Raw genomic sequence first — 16,821 nt, 5'->3', positions numbered from 1 at the left:
GGCACTTGCGCTTCTCCGGTCCGTGCCATCTAATATTTCAGAATTTTCTGAAATTACGGCGCGAGGTGAAGCATGGACCTTCCTCCGCTCAGCCAGTCCTTCGTCCTGCATTTCGGCGAGATGGGCAGTCGCTGGGGCATCAACCGCACGGTCGGGCAGATCTATGCCCTGCTGTTCATCTCGGCTCGGCCGCTGACTGCCGACGAGATCACCGAAAAGCTGGGTGTCAGCCGCTCCAACGTCAGCATGGGCCTCAAGGAGCTGGGCGCCTGGCGCCTGGTGCGCCTGAGCCACCAGCCCGGCGACCGCCGCGATTACTACTCGGCGCCCGAAGACGTCTGGACCATCTTCAAGACCCTGGCCGAGGAGCGGCAGCGGCGCGAGGTCGAGCCCACCCTGTCCATGCTGCGTGACGCCATGCTCGAGACCCCGGGCTCGGCCGAGGATCGCCACGCCCAGGAACGGATGCGACAGATGCACGACCTGATTGAGCAGCTGACCGACTGGTTCGCCGAAGTGCGCAAGCTCTCGCCCGAGACCCTGGAGAAGCTGATGTCCCTGGGCGCCAAGGCCACGACCCTGCTGCAGTTCGCCGACAAGGTGCGCAGCCTCGGCCGCGGCGCGGACGAGCCGCCGCAGGAGCAGGCCTCATGAGCGAACTCGACCCGCTGCTGCTGGCGCGGATCCAGTTCGCCGCCAACATCAGCTTCCACATCCTGTTCCCCAGCATCACCATCGCCCTGGGCTGGCTGGTGCTGTACTTCAAGCTGCGCTTCCTGCACAGCGGGCAACCGCATTGGCTGGATGCCTACTACTTCTTCGTCAAGGTGTTCGCGCTGAGTTTCGCCCTGGGCGTGGTCAGCGGCGTCACCATGAGCTTCCAGTTCGGCACCAACTGGCCGGGTTTCATGGAAACGGTCGGCAACATCGCCGGGCCCTTGCTGGCCTACGAGGTGCTGACGGCGTTTTTCCTCGAGGCCAGCTTCCTGGGCATCATGCTGTTCGGCCGCAAGCGGGTGGGCGAACGCATCCACACCCTGGCGACCGTGCTGGTGGCCCTGGGCACCACCTTCTCGGCCTTCTGGATCCTGGCGCTGAACTCCTGGATGCAGACCCCGGCCGGCTTCGAGATGGTGGACGGCCGGGCCCACGCCACGGACTGGTGGGCGATCGTCTTCAACCCGTCCTTTCCCTACCGCTTCGCGCACATGCTGCTGGCCTCGGGCCTGACCGCCAGTTTCCTGGTGGCCGGTCTGTCGGCCTACCGCTGGCTGCGCGGCGACCGCGGCGCCGACGTGCTGGCGGCGCTGCGCACCGGCGTGATGTCGGCGGCCTTGCTGATTCCGGTGCAGATCTTCGTTGGCGACCTGCATGGTTTGAACACCTTCGAACACCAGCCGGCCAAGGTCGCCGCCATGGAAGGGGTCTGGCGGGACGAACGGGGCGCGCCCCTGCTGCTGTTCGCCCTGCCCGACGAAGAGGCCCGGCGCAACGACTACGCCATCGGCATCCCGAGACTGGCCAGCCTGATCCTGACTCACGATCCGGACGGCGAGATCCGCGGCCTGGATTCCTTCCGTGGCGAACACCCGCCGGTGGCACCGGTGTTCTGGGGCTTCCGGCTGATGGTCGGTGTCGGCCTGCTGATGCTGCTGGTGTCCTGGTGGACCGCCTGGCGCTTGCGCCGCCGGGCGGAGCCGACCCGCGGCCAGGCCCGGGCCCTGCTGGCCATGAGCTTCTCCGGCTGGGTGGCGACCCTGGCCGGCTGGTACGTCACCGAGATCGGCCGCCAGCCCTGGCTGGTCACCGGCGTGCTGCGCACCGCCGACGCCGTGTCGGCCACGCCGGCGCCGATGGTCGGCATCAGCCTGGCCGCCTATCTGTTGCTTTACGCGGTCCTGCTGGCGGCCTACGTGTCGGTGCTGTTCCATCTGGCCCGGCGCGCCGGCAGGCCCGACCCTGCGCCGGCCGCGCCCGGGCTGATGGAGGCATGAGCATGGAGACCTGGCTGCCGCTGGTGTTCACCGCGCTGATGGCGCTGGCGATGCTGTTGTACGTGCTGCTGGACGGTTACGACCTGGGCGTGGGCATTCTGGTGCGCGGCCAGGCCGATGCCGACCAGGACCGCATGATCGCTTCGATCGGTCCGTTCTGGGACGCCAACGAAACCTGGCTGGTGCTGGGCATCGGCCTGCTGCTGGTGGCCTTCCCGCTGGCGCACGGCCTCATCCTCGGCGCGCTGTACCTGCCGGTGGCGGCGATGCTGGTGGGCCTGATCCTGCGCGGGGTCGCCTTCGACTTCCGGGTCAAGGCGCGGGCGGAGCACAAGCAGGCCTGGAACCTGGCCTTCTGGGCCGGCTCGCTTCTGGCCGCCTTCGCCCAGGGCTGGATGCTGGGCAGTTACGTGATCGGCTTCCGCGACGACGGCATCGGCCTGGCCTTCGCCGCCCTGATCGGCCTGTGCCTGTGCGCCGGTTACGCCCTGCTCGGCGCCGGCTGGCTGGTACTCAAGACCGAAGGCGAGCTGCGCCGGCGGGCGCTGCGCTGGGCCTACGCCAACCTGTGGCTGACCGGCCTGGGCATCGCTGCCGTGTCGGTGGCCACGCCCTGGGTCAGCCCGCGCATCTTCGAGAAGTGGTTCGCACTGCCGCAGTTGCTGTTCCTGCTGCCGGTGCCGGTACTGACGGCGCTGGTGTTCGCCGCCACCGAAGGTGGCATCCGCAGGCTGCGCAAGGGCGAGACCAGCCGCGACTGGATTCCCTTCGCCGGCGCCGTGAGCCTGTTCGTGCTCGCCTTCGCCGGCCTGGCCTACAGCCTGTTCCCCTACCTGGTAAGCGACCGCATGACCCTGTGGCAGGCGGCGGCCGCGCCGGAGTCGCTGCTGATCATGCTGGTCGGCGCCGCGATCACCCTGCCGATGATCCTGGCCTACACGGTGTACGTGTACCGGGTGTTCTGGGGGCGCAGCGGCGGCCTGAGCTACGAGTAGGCGCGCGGACCCGCCGTGCGTCGCCCTTCAGTCCTCGTCGTGGTGGGGCCTGAACGCCTCGGTCAGCTGCTTCTGCACCTGCGCCGGCACCGGCTCGTAGTGGCTGAACTCCAGTTCGTAGCGGCCGCGACCGCCGGTGGCGCCCTTGAGCTCGGCGGCATAGTCGTTCAGTTCGGCCAGCGGCACCTGGGCGCGGATGACGATCTCCCCGTCGCGGCCCGCGTCGGTGCCGTGGATTCGCGCCCGTTTGGCGGCCAGCTGGCCGGTGACGTCGCCGACGTTGGCTTCCGGCGCTGCCACCACCAGGTCCACGATCGGTTCCAGCACCTGCGGCTTCGCCTTGCGCACGGCATCGAGGAAGGCGCGCTTGCCGGCCGCGACGAAGGCCACTTCCTTGGAATCCACGCTGTGGTGCTTGCCGTCGTAGACGGTCACCCGCAGATCCTGCATGACGTAACCGGCGATGGCGCCGCCCTGCAGGGCCTGGCGCACGCCTTTCTCCACTGCCGGGATGAACTGGCCGGGGATGGTGCCGCCCTTGACGGCGTCCACGAATTCGAAACCGGCTCCGCGTTCCAGTGGCTCCACCCTCAGGAACACTTCGCCGAACTGGCCGGCGCCGCCGGTCTGCTTCTTGTGCCGGTGGTGGCCTTCGGCGGGCGCCGAAATGGTCTCGCGGTAGGCAATGCGCGGTGGCCGGGTGTTCACGTCCACGCCGTAGCGTTCGCGGATGCGTTCCAGCATCACCCGCAGGTGCAGCTCGCCCAGGCCGCGGATCACGGTCTGGTTCAGTTCGGCGTCGTGCTCGACCTGGAAACCCGGGTCCTCCTCGGCCAGCTTGTGCAGGGCCGTGGCCAACTTCTGTTCCTGGCCGCGGGTGGCGGCCTCGATGGCCAGGCCGAACATCGGCGTTGGGAACTGCAGCGGCTTGAGCCGGATGTCGTCCTCGTCGTGGCTATCGTGCAGGACGGCGTCGAAATGGATCTCCTCGACCTTGGCGACGGCGGCGATGTCGCCGGGGATGGCCTGGTCGATCTCGACGTGGTCCTTGCCCTGAAGCCTGAACAGGTGCCCGGCCTTGAAGGGCTTGCGGCCATCGTCCACGAACAGTTGGCTGTCCTTGCGCACCGTGCCCTGGAACACGCGGAACACGCTGAGTTTTCCCACGAACGGATCGTTGACTATCTTGAAAACATCGGCGATCACGTGCGCTTTCGGGTCCGGCCTGGCGACGATCGGTCGTCCGGCCTTCTCGAACGGCGGCGGATTGCCTTCCAGCGGGCTGGGGAAGAGTTTCTCCGCCAGCTCCAGCAGCTCCTTCACGCCGGTGCCGGTGCGCGCCGAGACGAAACAGACCGGCACCAGGTGGCCTTCCCGCAGGCATTGTTCGAAGGCGTCGTGCAGGGCCTGGCCGCTCAGGCCTTCCTCGCCGACCTCCAGGTAGCGTTCCATCACCTGTTCGTTGATCTCTACCACCTGGTCGATGATGCGCTGGTGCGCCTCGGCCACCGGGCCCAGATCGGACTCGCCCTGCGGGTTGAAGAAGCAGTCCACCACCCGCGTGCCGCCGTCGGCCGGCAGGTTGATGGGCAGGCACTCGGGGCCGAAGGCATCGCGGATCTCCTCCAGCAGGGCGGGCAGCCTGGCCGGATCGGCATCCATCTTGTTGACCACCAGCACCCGGCACAGGTTGCGCTGGCGGGCGTAGTCCATCATGCGGCGGGTGCCGTATTCGATGCCGGCGGCGGCGCTCAGCACCACCGCCACCGTTTCCACCGCCGAGAAGGCCGAGAGGGTGGGGCCACGGAAATCGGGATAGCCGGGCGTGTCGATCAGGTTGACGTGGATGCCGCCGTGGTCGGTGCTGGCGATGGCGGTATTGAGGGAGTGGCCGCGGGCCTTCTCCATCGGGTCGAAGTCGGAGACGGTGTTGCCGCGTTCGACGCTGCCTGCCGCTGGTATCGCGCCGCCGGCATGCAACAGGGCTTCGAACAGGGTGGTTTTGCCGGCGCCGGAGTGGCCTGCCAGGGCCACGTTGCGGATCTGCGCTGTGCTGTGGGACATGAGGCCGTTCCTCCCATGGCTCGGGTGGCAGGCCGTCATGGTCGGCGGCGCGGCGGCGCAGCCTTCGTCGGTCGCGGCGCGACCGCGCGTCGGTCATGGCGGTGGCCCGGCCGGGGGCCGGGGCCGACTAGCCTTCCATCCCGGCCGGGCCGGGTCAACCGCGGCCGGGCGGCGGCGCTAGACTGGCGGCGGGCCGCGTTCGGTCCGCCATCGGGAGAACCGCCATGGGATTCAAGCGTCACGCCACCGCCTGGTGGGAAGGCACCTTGAAGCAGGGCCAGGGCAGGATGAGCACGCCGCAGAGCGGCCTGTTCGACCAGACCCGCTATTCCTTCGGCACCCGCTTCGGCGAGGAGAAGGGCAGCAATCCGGAAGAGCTGCTCGCCGCCGCGCACGCCGGCTGTTATTCGATGGCCCTGGGCTTCCTGCTCGAACAGGCCGGCCACGTCGCCGAGCGCATCGAAACCCGGGCCGAGGTGGCCATGGAGACTTCGCCGGGGCCGCACGTGGTGGGCGTGCATTTGCACGTGCGGGCGAAGGTGCCTGGGCTGGACGCCGCGGAGTTCGCCCGCATCGCCGGCACCGCCAAGGAGAACTGCGTGATCTCCAAGGCGCTGTCCCTGCCGATCACCCTGGATGCGGCCCTGGCCTGAGCTCCGCTTTCGGTCCGCGGTGCTGGTCCACGGCGCCGGCGGCGGGGGCTGGGAATGGACGGTCTGGGGGCGGGTGCTGGCCGCGGCGGGGATGGAGGTGCTCGCCCCGGACCTGCAGCCGCGGGCGGATGGCCTGGTGGCGACCGCGTTGGACGACTACGCCGCCCAGGTGGACCGGTGGCTGCGGGCCGCGCCCCGGCCCCGCTTGCTGGCGGGCGCCAGCCTGGGCGGGCTGCTGGCGCTGATGCGGGCCGCCCTGGCCGATGCCCTGGTGCTGGTGAACCCGATACCGCCGGAGGGCTTGCCGGGGGCGGTGGCCGGTGAGCGTTCCGGCCGGGTTCCCTGGGGCCGCACCGCCTCGCCGGCCGGCACCCGTCGCGCCTTGCCGGATGCCGATGCCGCGACCTGCGCCTGGGCCTGGCGGCGATGGCGGGACGAATCGGCGCGAGTGCTGGCGGAAGCGCGGGCAGGGCGGGATTGCGAGGTGCCGGTGTGTCCGGTGCTGGTGATCGCGTCGGCGCAGGACCCGGATGTTCCGACGGCCGTTTCGGTGGCGTTGGCCGGGCGCTTGGGCGCCAGCGTGTTGCGAGTGCCCGGCAGCCATGTGGGGCCGCTCCTGGGTCGAGGGGCGGCAGGCATCGCCGCTCAAGCTGTCGAGTGGATGAACACCTTGGCGATGACGCCATCGGGAGAAGGGCGGATTAAGGGGAGGTTGCGGCCATCCGGCCGATGATATGACCGCGTTTCGCGGACGGCCGTTTCCCCATGCCGGCAGCGTTAACCATCGATGGCCGGGCACCTCTCTCTCCCCCGGTCACCGCTTTGGAAAGGGCCCCTGTCGGGGCCTTTTCCTTTTCCGATACGCTGCAGTCCATGAATTCCTTGGGGGTCGGACCCCGGACTCCCACGCCATGGGGTCGAATCCTGGACTCTGGTCCGGGATCCCGTCCGACCCGTCGGTAGGGCCTAAGAGGGTGGAGCGGTCGATTCGCGACCTGATGCGGCCGAGCCATTACTCTGGTCCGGGACGACATTCGGGGAGGCGCGTGATGGGCAGGCAGGGGATGGTGTTGGCGGGATGGCTCATGGCCGGGATGGCAGCCGCTGCCGACGTGACGGTGCTGAGTGCGGCGCGCATTCATACCGGGGTTCCGGGTCGGCCCGCCGTGGAGGCCATGGCCTGGGACCGCGAGGGTCGCATACTGGCCATCGGCGATCGTGCGCGCTTGCTGCGCAGCCATCCGAGCGCCAGGCGCATCGAGCTGCCGGACGCCACGGTGATTCCCGGCCTGATCGACGGCCACGCCCACCTGATGAACCTCGGCATCGCCCTGCTGCGCGCCGACCTCGCCGGCACCGCCGACAAGGCCGAGGTCATCGCCCGCCTGCGCGCCTTCGCGCGCAACCTCCCGGACGGCACCTGGCTGCTGGGACGCGGCTGGGACCAGAACGATTGGCCGGAGGCGGCGTTCCCGACCGCCGCCGATCTCGATGCGGCATTCCCCGATCGCCCGGTCTGGCTGGAGCGCGTGGATGGTCACGCTGGCTGGGCCAATTCGGCGGCCTTGCGCGCCGTCGGCCGCGACCTGAGCGGCGACTGGCAGCCGGAAGGCGGTCGCATCCTGCGCGGTGCGACCGGCAAGCCGACCGGGGTCCTGGTGGACACGGCCATGGCCCTGGTGGACGCGGTGGTGCCGCCGCCAGACCGGTCCATGCGCGAGGAAGCCTTGCGCCGGGCCCTGGCCGCCGCCGCCTCGCACGGACTGACCGGTGTGCACGACATGGGCGTGTCCCTGGCCGACCTGGAGCTGATGCGCCGCTTCGCCGACCAGGGCCTGCTCAAAGTCCGCGTGCGTGCCTATGCCGACGGCGCCGGGGCCGCCATGGAGGCGTTGTGCGCGATGGGCCCCTACGAGCATCCGGGTGGACGCCTGAGCATGCGTGGGGTGAAGTTCTATGTGGACGGCGCACTGGGCAGCCGAGGGGCCGCCCTGCTGGCCGACTACAGCGACGAACCCGGCCACCGCGGCCTGCTGATCACCCCGCCCGAGGCATTCCAAGCCGCCGTGCAGCGCGCCCGCGACTGTGGCCTGCAGCCGGCCAGCCACGCCATCGGCGACCGCGGCGTTCGCGTCGTGCTGGATACCTATGCGCGCGTGCTCGGCGACGACGCCATGCGCGGCAACCACCGCTGGCGGGTCGAGCACGCGCAGGTGATCGCCAGGGAGGACATGCCGCGCTTCGGCGAGCTGCAGCTGATCGCCTCGATGCAGCCCACCCACGCCACCTCGGACATGCCCTGGGCCGGCGACCGTGTCGGCGAGGCGCGCCTGCAGGGTGCCTATGCCTGGCGCTCGCTCTGGGGCATGGGCGTGGTGCTGGCCTTGGGCTCGGATTTCCCGGTCGAATCGGTGGATCCGCGCCTGGGCCTCTACGCCGCGGTGACGCGCCAGGATACCCACGGGCAACCGCCGGGCGGCTGGCGTCCGCAGGAAAGGCTGGATCTGGCCGAGGCGCTGAAGGGCTTCACCTGGGGCGCCGCCTACGCCGCCCATGACGAGCTGGAACTGGGCCAGCTGCACCCCGGCTATCGCGCCGACTTCGTCGTCCTCGCCGCCGATCCCTTCGCCATCGACCCCACCGACCTGCCGCGTCTGCCCATCCTCTCCACCTGGCTCGACGGCAAACCCACCTTCACCCAACCGGGGTCAGAGTAAAGGGTCAGAGTCCGGGGTCTGACCCCGGGGTCAGAACAAAGGGTCAGAACAAAGGGTCGGATCAGGGCCAGTGGAGGTGGCCGGTGATGACGGTCTGGACCTGGCCGCCCGACCAGACCTCGCCCTCGGCGTCGACGCGCAGTTCCAGGCGGGCGTCGTGGCCGACCTCGCGGCCCTGGCTGACGACGTAGCGGCCGTCGGCGCGGGGCAGGGCGCCGCGTTCGGCCAGCCAGGCGGCCAGCGTCGCGTTGGCGGCGCCGGAGGCGGCGTCTTCCACCTGCGCCGGCTGGCCGACGAAGGCGCGCACCGCCAGGTCGTAGTCGCGGCCATTGCAGCGGGCAAAGGCGCACAGGCCCATCGCCCCGGTATCCGAAGCCAATCGCGCGATGTCCGCCCACGGCGGTGTCATCCCGCGCAGCGTCGCCTCGTCGGCGATCTCGGCGATCCACCAGCGGCGGCCGCCATCCATCAGCACCGGCGGCAGCGCGCCCAGCGGCAGGCCGGCCAGCACTGTCGCCAGGCGCGCATCGCCGGCGTCGGCCACGTCGACCACCTGCCCGCGCGGCGCCCGCACCGCCAGCCGGCGCTCGCGGCCGTCGCCGCGCACCTCGATCGGCAGCAGGCCCACCGCGCATTCCTGCACCAGGAAGCCCTCGCGCGGCCTGGCCAGTCCCGCCTCCAGCACCGCATGCGCCGAACCGATGCTCGGATGCCCGGCGAAGGGCACCTCCCGGCGCGGGCTGAAGATGCGCAGGCGATAACTGGCCTCCGGCACCGTCGGCGGCAGCACGAAGGTGGTTTCCGGCAGGCGCGTCCAGCGGGCGATGGCCTGCATGGTGGCGTCATCGAGGCCGCGGCCGTCGAGGACCACGGCCAGGGGATTGCCGTCGCCCGGGCGGGCGGCGAACACGTCGAGCTGCACGAAGGGACGGGACATCTGGGCTTCCTGCCCGGCGCACGGGGGGAACGGGGGCAGCCAAGGATACCAGTCCGCCGCGCCGCGCTTGCCGTAAACTGCCCCGACCGCGCGCCGCGTGGTGCCGTCCGCCACCCCCCGAGACCATGAGCCAAGCCGCCCCCGCCGCCGGCGCCGAGACGCCGGACTGGATCGTCCTGAAGTTCGGAGGCACCAGCGTGTCCCGACGCGAACGCTGGGACACGATCGGCGGCCTGATGAAACGCCGTGCCGGGGAAGAAGGCGCCCGCGTCCTGGTGGTGGTCTCGGCGGTCACCGGCGTCACCAACGCCCTGCAGGCGGTCGCCGACGGCCATGCGGACCGCGAAGGGACCCGTACCCGCCTGGAAGAGCTGGCCGAGCTGCACCGCCGCTTCTGCAGCGATGAACTCGGCCTCGATCCAGAGGCCGTGCTCGGCCAGCGCCTGGCCGAACTGCTGGCCCTGGCCGACGACCCGCGCCGCGCCGCCGGCGATCTGGCCTGGCAGGCGGAGGTGCTGGCCCAGGGCGAGCTGTTGTCCTCCACCCTCGGCGCCGCCTACCTGGGCAGTCGCGGCTTCGCCGTCGGCTGGCTGGATTCGCGCGACTGGCTGCAGGCGCAGCCGCTGCCCAACCAGAACGACTGGAGCAAGCGCCTGTCCGCCTCCTGCGCCTTCGAGGGCGATGCCGCCCTGCGTGCCCGCTTCGCCGCCGCCGGTCCGGCGCTGCGCATCGCCCAGGGCTTCATCGCCCGCGCGCCGGACGGCGGCACCGCCATCCTCGGCCGCGGTGGCTCCGACACCTCCGCCGCCTACTTCGGCGCGCTGCTCGGCGCCCGCCGCGTCGAGATCTGGACCGACGTGCCCGGCATGTTCAGCGCCAACCCGCGCCAGGTGCCGGACGCGCGCCTGCTGGCGCGCCTGGACTACGCCGAGGCGCAGGAAATCGCCACCACCGGCGCCAAGGTGCTGCACCCGCGCTGCATCCATCCCTGCCGCGAGGCGCGGGTGCCGCTGTGGATCCGCGACACCGGCCGGCCGGACATGCCAGGCACCATCATCGACGCTTCCGCCGCCACCGTGCCAGGGGTCAAGGCGATCAGTTCGCGCCGCGGCATCGTCCTGGTGTCCATGGAAACCATCGGCATGTGGCAGCAGGTCGGTTTCCTTTCCGACGTGTTCCAGCGCTTCAAGGCGCACGGTCTTTCGGTGGACCTGATCGGCTCGTCCGAATCCAACGTCACCGTTTCGCTCGACCCCAGCGACAACCTGGTCAGCACCAACGTGCTGGACGCGCTGTGCGCCGACCTGTCCGAGGTCTGTCGGGTCAAGGTGATCGCTCCCTGCGCCGCCATCACTCTGGTTGGCCGCGGCATGCGTTCGTTGCTGCACAAGCTGTCCGATGTGTGGGCCGAGTTCGGCCGCGAGCGCGTGCACCTGATCTCGCAGTCTTCCAACGACCTCAACCTCACCTTCGTCGTCGACGAGGACCTAGCCGAGGACATGCTGCCGCGCCTGCATGCGCTGCTTGCCCGCTCCGGCGCCATGCCGGTGCACGAACCGGGCGTGTTCGGCCCCAGCTGGCGCCGGCTCGGCCTGCCGGCGCAGCCGCGCCCGCCGTCCTGGTGGCGGCGCCGACGCCGGGAGGTGCTGGAGGCGGCCGCGCGCGGTACGCCGCTTTACCTGTACCACCTGCCGACGGTGCGCGAGCGCGCCCGCGAGCTGATGGCCCTGCCGGCGGTGGACCGGCGCTTCTACGCGCTCAAGGCCAATCCGCATCCGGCCGTGTTGCGGACACTGGAGGCCGAGGGGTTCGGCTTCGAATGCGTTTCCGCCGGCGAGCTGGCGCACCTGTTCGCCGTCCTGCCGGGGCTGGCACCCGACCGGGTGCTGTTCACGCCCAGTTTCGCCCCGCGCGGCGAATACGAGGCGGCGCTGGCCCGCGGCGTGCATGTCACCGTGGACAGCGCCTATCCGCTGCGGCACTGGCCGCACCTGTTCCGCGGCCGCGACCTGGTGCTGCGGGTGGACCCGGGTTTCGGCCAGGGCCACCACGAGAAGGTCCGCACCGGTGGCAGGGCGGCCAAGTTCGGCCTGGCCGCCGATGAGCTCGGCGAGTTCCTGCAGGCGGCACGCGCGGCCGGGGCGCGGGTGGTCGGCCTGCATGCGCACATCGGCAGCGGCATCCATGATCCGGGCCATTGGCGCGCCGTGCATGCCCGGCTGGCAGGCCTGGCCGACGGCATCGGCACGGTGGCATTCATCGACGTCGGCGGCGGCCTGGGCGTGGCCTACGATCCCGAGGCCGACCCTTTCGATCTGGAGGCTTACGGCCGGGTGCTGGCCGAGGCCAGGGCGGCCTGGCCGCAGTACGCGCTGTGGATCGAACCCGGTCGCTACCTGGTGGCCGAGGCCGGCGTGCTGTTGCTGTCGGTCACCCAGGTGGTCGCCAAGCAGGGCCTGCGCCGGGTCGGTGCCGACGCCGGCATGAACGCCCTGCTGCGGCCGGCGCTGTACGACGCCTGGCACGAGGTGGTGAACCTTGGCCGGATGGACGAGGCCGAAGGGCCGCCGGCCGACGTGGTCGGGCCGATCTGCGAGACAGGCGACGTGCTGGCGCGCGGCCGCCGTCTGCCGGCCGGCACCGCCGAGGGCGACGTGTTGCTGGTGGACCATGCCGGGGCCTACGGCGCGGTCATGGCCAATCGCTACAACCTGCGTGAGCTGCCGCGGGAGGAGGTGCTGGATGACTGAGTTCGACCGCGGCGCCATCCGCGCCTTCCGCTTCCTGGATTGCCGCTTCGACGCCGCTACCGGCGAGGCGTGCCTGGACTACGCCTTCGACGGCGGCCCGGTGATGACCGAAACGCTGCGCTTCCCCGGCGCGCCCTTCGCCCTGGAAGGCGAGCGCGCCGCGGCCGTGCGGCGGGCCCTGCGCCTGTTGCACCTGATCGCCGGCGTCAGCTACTACAAGGCTGCCGTGCCGCCGGAGATCGTGGTCGAGGGCGAGCCCCTGGATGCCGGCACCGCGGACCTGCTGACCGATGTCTATGAAAACGGCCTGGGCGAGTTCGCCTATCGCAACGGTCTGAGCCTGCGCGGGAAGATCCGGTTCCCGCGCGGCGAGGCGGCGGCGCCGGTGGCACCCGCCCTGGGCTTGTCCGGCCAGGCCATCGTCGCCATCGGCGGCGGCAAGGATTCCCTGGTCAGCATCGAATCGCTGCGCGAGCTGGGCGTGCCGCAGACCGTGGCCTGGGTCGGCGCCTCGCCGCTGATCGCCGCCTGCGCGCAGCGCACCGGCCTGCCGCCGCTGAACGTGCAGCGCGCGCTGTCGCCGCGGCTGTTCGAGCTCAACAAGGCCGGCGCGCTCAACGGCCACATCCCGGTGACCGCCGTCAACTCCGCCATCCTGGCCGTGGCCGCCTTGCTGCGCGGCGCCGGCCAGGTGGTGTTCTCCAACGAGCGCTCCGCCAGCTACGGCAGCCTGATTCCGGGCACCGGCGAGGTCAACCACCAGTGGTCCAAGAGCTGGGCATTCGAGCGCGCCTTCGCCGCGCACCTGCGCAGCCACGTGGCCGCCGACCTGCGTTATTACTCGCTGCTGCGGCCGTTCTCGGAACTGGCCGTGGCCCGGCGCTTCGCCCGGCTCGACGGCTACGACCAGCATTTCTCCAGCTGCAACCGCAACTTCCACATCCTCGGCGAACGGCCGGCACAACGCTGGTGCGGCGCCTGTCCGAAATGCCAGTTCGTGTTCCTGGCGCTGGCGCCGTTCATGCCCAAGCCGCGGCTGGTGGCCATCTTCGGCCGCAACCTGCTGGACGAGCCGGAGCTGGCCCCGGGTTTCGACGCGCTGATGGAGTACCGCGACCACAAGCCCTTCGAATGCGTGGGCGAGGGCCGGGAGTCGCGCGCCGCCATGGACCTGCTGGCCGACAGCCCGGCATGGCGCGAGGACGCGCTGGTGCGGCGCTATGCGCGGGAGATCCGCCCGCAACTGGCCGAGGACGAGCGGGCACTGGCGCCCCTGCTGGAAGCTTCGGATGATCACGGCATTCCGGACGGGCTGTGGGAGCGGCTGCGTGCGCATTTCGGAGCTTGAGGGCAAGCGGGTCGCGATCTGGGGCTACGGCCGCGAAGGCCGGGCGGCGCTGGCGGCCCTGCGCTGGCGACTGCCGGGGCAGCCGGTCACGGTGTTCTGCTCGGCCGAGGAAGCCCGGGCCCTGGGCGAGATGCAGGACCCGGCCCTGGACGTGCGGACCGAGGTCAGCGCCGCGGCCCTGGCCGAACACGAGGTGGTGATCAAATCGCCCGGCATCAGCCCCTACACCTCGCCGGCGGTGGATGCCGCCCTCGAGGGCGTGCGCTACGTCGGCGGCACCGGCTTGTGGTTCGCCGAACCGCGCAGCGGCCAACGCATATGCGTCACCGGCACCAAGGGCAAGAGCACCACCACCGCGCTGATCGCCCACCTGTTGCGCAGCGCCGGCCACCGCACCGCCCTGGCCGGCAACATCGGCCTGCCACTGCTGGAACTGCTGGACGTGCAGCCGCCGCCGGACTACTGGGCCATCGAGCTGTCCAGCTACCAGACCGGCGAGGCGGCCGACGTGGACGTGGCGGTGGTGCTGAACCTGCACCCCGAGCACCTGGACTGGCATGGCACCGAAGCGCGCTACCTGCGCGACAAGCTGGCCCTGCTCGGCAACGGCCGGCCCCGCCACGCCGTGCTCAACGCCGGAGACGCCCGCGTGGCCGATGCCACGGTGCCCGATACCACCCGCGTGCACTGGTTCAATCACGGCGACGGCTGGCACCTGCGCGAGTCGGTGATCCACCGCGGCGAACGGGCGGTCCTGGACACCCGCGGGTTGCCGCTGCCCGGCCGGCACAACCGCCTGAATCTCTGCGCTGCCCTGGCGGCGGTCGAAGCGGCGGGTCTGGACGCGGTGGCGCTGGCCCCGGCCGCGGCCGCTTTCCGGCCCCTGCCGCACCGGTTGCAGAGCCTGGGCCTGCGCAACGGCATCGAGGCGGTCAACGATTCGATCAGCACCACCCCGCAAGCCGCGATCGCCGCGCTGGACTGTTTCCGCGGCCGGCCGGTGGCCATCCTGGTCGGCGGCTACGATCGCGGCCTGGACTGGGGCGTATTCGTCGAACGCATCGCCGCCGAACCGGTGACGGCCGTGATCACCATGGGCCAGAACGGCCCGCGCGTGCACGAGAAGCTCAAGCCGGTGGCCGCCGCGGAAGGCTTCGTGCTGGCCGAGGCCACCGAGATGGAAGAGGCCGTGCGCCTGGGCCTGCGCGCGCTCGGCAGCGAAGGCGTGTTGCTGCTGTCGCCCGGCGCGCCCAGCTTTCCGCGTTACCGCGACTACGTGGAACGCGGCCGCCACTTCGCCCGCGCCGCCGGCTACGACCCCGAGCAGATCAGCGCCATCCCCGGCCTGGGCGTGGCCTGAGGCCGGCCGCGCATCGGCGGCGGCTCCGCTCTCCGACCGTCCCGGTGATGGCCGCGCGGCACGCGGCGTCGTGCGCCGGCGACGCGGCGCATGCCGGCGCGGGCGTAGAATCCGGGCATTCCAACGAGGGAGGAAGGCCCATGCGCACGCTTCTTGCCCTGGCCCTGGCGGCCATCACCCTGCCGGCTTTCGCCCGGCCCGTGACCGAGCCGGTGACCTGGAATCACGGCGGCACCGAGTTCGCCGGCTACCTGGTCTACGACGATGAAGGCGAAGCCAGGCGGCCGGGCCTGCTGATGGTCCCCAACTGGATGGGCGTCGGCGAGGAGGCGCTGGAACGCGCCCGCAGGGTGGCCGGCAAGGATTATGTGGTGCTGGTGGCCGACATGTACGGCAAGGACGTGCGCCCGGCGAACACCAGCGAGGCGCGGGCGGCGGTGGGCGCCGTGTACGCCGACATCGACACCCTGCGCGGCCGCGCCGGTGCCGCGCTGGAGGCCTTGCGCGCCGCCGCCGACCGGGCGCCGGTGGATCCGCAGCGCCTGGCCGCTTTCGGTTTCTGCTTCGGCGGCGGCGTGGTGCTGGAGCTGGCCCGCGCCGGCGCCGACATCGCCGCGGCGGTGAGCTTCCACGGCGGCCTGGCCACGCCGAAGCCGGCGCAGGCCGGCGACATCGAGGCCAGCCTGCTGGTGCTCAACGGCGCCGAGGACGCCAACGTGCCGGCCGAACAGGTCGCCGGGTTCCAGGACGAGATGCGCGCCGCGGGGGCCGATTGGGTCTTCGTCAACTTCGGCAAGGCCGTGCACTGCTTCGCCGAACCCAGCGCCAACCGCCCGCCCAACTGCCTCTACGACGAGACCGCCTCCCGCCGCGCCTATGCCTACCTCGACCTGTTCCTGAAGGAGAAGTTGTAGCCGCGCAAATCCGCGGCCGGAAGGTCACCCGATCCTCACGCGCGGGCCATCGGTCACCGGGATGACCTCGCCGATGCGCCAGTTCGGCAGCGCATGGCCGTCGAGGGCGGACTCGACGGCGGCGAGGGCGGTCGGCGGAACCACCAGCACGAAACCGATGCCGCAGTTGAAGGTGCGCCACATTTCCTCGCGCGGCACCGCGCCCTCGCGCTGCAGCCAGTCGAACACCGGCGGCAGCGGCCAGGCGGAGGCACGGATGTCCAGGCCCAGGCCTTCCGGGATCACCCGGATGATGTTTTCGCTCAGGCCGCCGCCGGTGATGTGGGCCATGGCGTGGATCTCGTGCGCGGCCATCAGCGCCAGCACCGGTTTGACGTAGATGCGGGTCGGCTGCATCAGCGCTTCCACCAGGCGTACTCCGCCCAGGTCCAGGTCGGCGGGGCGGCCGGCCCGGTCCCAGATGCGCCGGATCAGCGAATAGCCATTGGAATGCGGGCCGCTGGAGGCGATGCCCAGCAGCACGTCGCCGGCCCTGACCGCGCTGCCGTCCAGCAGCTTCGATTTCTCCACCGCACCGACGGTGAAGCCGGCCAGGTCGTATTCGCCCGGCGGGTACATGTCGGGCATTTCGGCGGTTTCGCCGCCGATCAGGGCGCAGCCGGCCAGCTCGCAGCCCCTGGCGATGCCGCCGACCACGGCCACCGTGGTGTCCACGTCCAGCTTGCCGGTGGCGAAGTAGTCGAGGAAAAACAGCGGCTCGGCGCCCTGCACCAGCACGTCGTTCACGCACATGGCCACCAGGTCGATGCCGATGCTGTCGTGGCGATCGAGCTGCTGGGCCAGCTTGAGCTTGGTGCCGACGCCGTCGGTGCCGCTCACCAGCACCGGCTCGCGGTACCTGCCGGCCAGGTCGAACAGGGCGCCGAAGCCACCCAGGCCGCCCATCACTTCCGGGCGGAAGGTGCGCTTGACCAGCGGCTTGATGCGCTCGACGACTTCGTTGCCGGCGTCGATGTCTACGCCGGCATCGCGGTAGGTGAGGGGAGTGGGCTGGGTCACGGCGGGGTCCGGCACGCGGGAAGGGCGCGC

Annotated in this window: 13 protein-coding genes; 10 read left to right on the top strand and 3 right to left on the bottom strand. The window is 71.0% G+C overall.

All coding sequences use genetic code 11. The features are described 5' to 3' along the window. The first annotated feature begins 72 nt into the window (after nucleotides 1-72). From F0415_RS04680 to F0415_RS04670, 3 genes are read left to right on the top strand one after another with little or no spacing between them, the layout of a single operon-like run. The gene (locus F0415_RS04680; protein WP_149860043.1) at nucleotides 73-654 is read left to right on the top strand and encodes a GbsR/MarR family transcriptional regulator; all 582 of its coding nucleotides are present in this window, start codon (nucleotides 73-75) and stop codon (nucleotides 652-654) included. Further along, the gene (locus tag F0415_RS04675) at nucleotides 651-1,994 is read left to right on the top strand and encodes a cytochrome ubiquinol oxidase subunit I (protein WP_149860042.1); all 1,344 of its coding nucleotides are present in this window, start codon (nucleotides 651-653) and stop codon (nucleotides 1,992-1,994) included. Before F0415_RS04680 ends, F0415_RS04675 begins: the two co-directional genes overlap by 4 nt. After that, complete coding sequence (locus tag F0415_RS04670; protein WP_149860041.1) at nucleotides 1,991-2,989, top strand: cytochrome d ubiquinol oxidase subunit II; 999 nt, start codon at nucleotides 1,991-1,993, stop codon at nucleotides 2,987-2,989. The genes F0415_RS04675 and F0415_RS04670 overlap by 4 nt, the downstream gene beginning before the upstream one ends. A 27-nt stretch (nucleotides 2,990-3,016) precedes the next feature. Here F0415_RS04670 and fusA read toward each other — a convergent pair whose 3' ends face one another. After that, nucleotides 3,017-5,053 (bottom strand): elongation factor G, encoded by a 2,037-nt coding sequence (fusA, locus tag F0415_RS04665; protein WP_149860040.1) that lies wholly within the window; start codon nucleotides 5,051-5,053, stop codon nucleotides 3,017-3,019. A 224-nt stretch (nucleotides 5,054-5,277) separates the two neighbouring features. Between fusA and F0415_RS04660 the strand changes: the two genes are divergently transcribed. The 3 genes from F0415_RS04660 to F0415_RS04650 all read left to right on the top strand — a co-directional run bounded on the left by F0415_RS04660 (nucleotide 5,278) and on the right by F0415_RS04650 (nucleotide 8,423). Beyond that, complete coding sequence (locus F0415_RS04660; protein ID WP_149860039.1) at nucleotides 5,278-5,706, top strand: OsmC family protein; 429 nt, start codon at nucleotides 5,278-5,280, stop codon at nucleotides 5,704-5,706. 19 nt (nucleotides 5,707-5,725) lie between these two features. Next, on the top strand, nucleotides 5,726-6,439 hold the full coding sequence (locus tag F0415_RS04655) for an alpha/beta fold hydrolase (RefSeq protein ID WP_188310288.1): 714 nt from the start codon (nucleotides 5,726-5,728) through the stop codon (nucleotides 6,437-6,439). Nucleotides 6,440-6,791: 352 nt separating this feature from the next. Beyond that, nucleotides 6,792-8,423, top strand: a complete 1,632-nt coding sequence (locus F0415_RS04650; protein ID WP_246149879.1) for an amidohydrolase — start codon at nucleotides 6,792-6,794, stop codon at nucleotides 8,421-8,423. Between the two features lie 61 nt (nucleotides 8,424-8,484). Here F0415_RS04650 and F0415_RS04645 read toward each other — a convergent pair whose 3' ends face one another. Beyond that, nucleotides 8,485-9,360 carry a PhzF family phenazine biosynthesis protein gene (locus F0415_RS04645; protein WP_149860036.1) on the bottom strand — a complete coding sequence of 292 codons (876 nt, stop codon included), beginning with the start codon at nucleotides 9,358-9,360 and terminating at the stop codon, nucleotides 8,485-8,487. Between the two features lie 125 nt (nucleotides 9,361-9,485). Between F0415_RS04645 and F0415_RS04640 the strand changes: the two genes are divergently transcribed. The 4 genes from F0415_RS04640 (at nucleotide 9,486) to F0415_RS04625 (ending at nucleotide 15,732) form a co-directional block, all read left to right on the top strand. Continuing rightward, on the top strand, nucleotides 9,486-12,110 hold the full coding sequence (locus F0415_RS04640; protein WP_149860035.1) for a bifunctional aspartate kinase/diaminopimelate decarboxylase: 2,625 nt from the start codon (nucleotides 9,486-9,488) through the stop codon (nucleotides 12,108-12,110). Continuing rightward, nucleotides 12,103-13,458, top strand: coding sequence for a UDP-N-acetyl-alpha-D-muramoyl-L-alanyl-L-glutamate epimerase (gene murL, locus F0415_RS04635; RefSeq protein WP_149860034.1), 1,356 nt, complete (start codon nucleotides 12,103-12,105; stop codon nucleotides 13,456-13,458). The genes F0415_RS04640 and murL overlap by 8 nt, the downstream gene beginning before the upstream one ends. Further along, nucleotides 13,439-14,818, top strand: a complete 1,380-nt coding sequence (murD, locus tag F0415_RS04630) for a UDP-N-acetylmuramoyl-L-alanine--D-glutamate ligase (protein ID WP_149860033.1) — start codon at nucleotides 13,439-13,441, stop codon at nucleotides 14,816-14,818. Before murL ends, murD begins: the two co-directional genes overlap by 20 nt. Nucleotides 14,819-14,958: 140 nt before the next feature. After that, nucleotides 14,959-15,732, top strand: a complete 774-nt coding sequence (locus tag F0415_RS04625) for a dienelactone hydrolase family protein (protein WP_149860032.1) — start codon at nucleotides 14,959-14,961, stop codon at nucleotides 15,730-15,732. 24 nt (nucleotides 15,733-15,756) lie between these two features. Here F0415_RS04625 and purM read toward each other — a convergent pair whose 3' ends face one another. Further along, entirely contained in the window at nucleotides 15,757-16,806 is a 1,050-nt protein-coding gene (gene purM / locus F0415_RS04620; RefSeq protein WP_149860031.1) for a phosphoribosylformylglycinamidine cyclo-ligase, read from the bottom strand. Between the last annotated feature and the right edge of the window lie 15 nt (nucleotides 16,807-16,821).

Source organism: Arenimonas fontis, assembly GCF_008386465.1.
GTDB classification, from domain to species: Bacteria; Pseudomonadota; Gammaproteobacteria; order Xanthomonadales; family Xanthomonadaceae; genus Arenimonas; species Arenimonas fontis.
The sequence above is the reverse complement of the archived record's forward strand: the minus strand, read 5'-3'. Positions and strand labels throughout refer to the sequence as shown.

Bases quoted from the DNA above. Each gene is read 5' to 3' on its own strand.
- fusA (WP_149860040.1), bottom strand. From the start codon at position 5,053: ATGTCCCACAGCACAGCGCAGATCCGCAACGTGGCCCTGGCAGGCCAC.
- murL (WP_149860034.1), top strand. From the start codon at position 12,103: ATGACTGAGTTCGACCGCGGCGCCATCCGCGCCTTCCGCTTCCTGGAT.
- F0415_RS04680 (WP_149860043.1), top strand. From the start codon at position 73: ATGGACCTTCCTCCGCTCAGCCAGTCCTTCGTCCTGCATTTCGGCGAG.
- F0415_RS04675 (WP_149860042.1), top strand. From the start codon at position 651: ATGAGCGAACTCGACCCGCTGCTGCTGGCGCGGATCCAGTTCGCCGCC.
- F0415_RS04640 (WP_149860035.1), top strand. From the start codon at position 9,486: ATGAGCCAAGCCGCCCCCGCCGCCGGCGCCGAGACGCCGGACTGGATC.
- F0415_RS04645 (WP_149860036.1), bottom strand. From the start codon at position 9,360: ATGTCCCGTCCCTTCGTGCAGCTCGACGTGTTCGCCGCCCGCCCGGGC.
- F0415_RS04625 (WP_149860032.1), top strand. From the start codon at position 14,959: ATGCGCACGCTTCTTGCCCTGGCCCTGGCGGCCATCACCCTGCCGGCT.
- F0415_RS04650 (WP_246149879.1), top strand. From the start codon at position 6,792: ATGGCCGGGATGGCAGCCGCTGCCGACGTGACGGTGCTGAGTGCGGCG.
- F0415_RS04670 (WP_149860041.1), top strand. From the start codon at position 1,991: ATGAGCATGGAGACCTGGCTGCCGCTGGTGTTCACCGCGCTGATGGCG.
- F0415_RS04660 (WP_149860039.1), top strand. From the start codon at position 5,278: ATGGGATTCAAGCGTCACGCCACCGCCTGGTGGGAAGGCACCTTGAAG.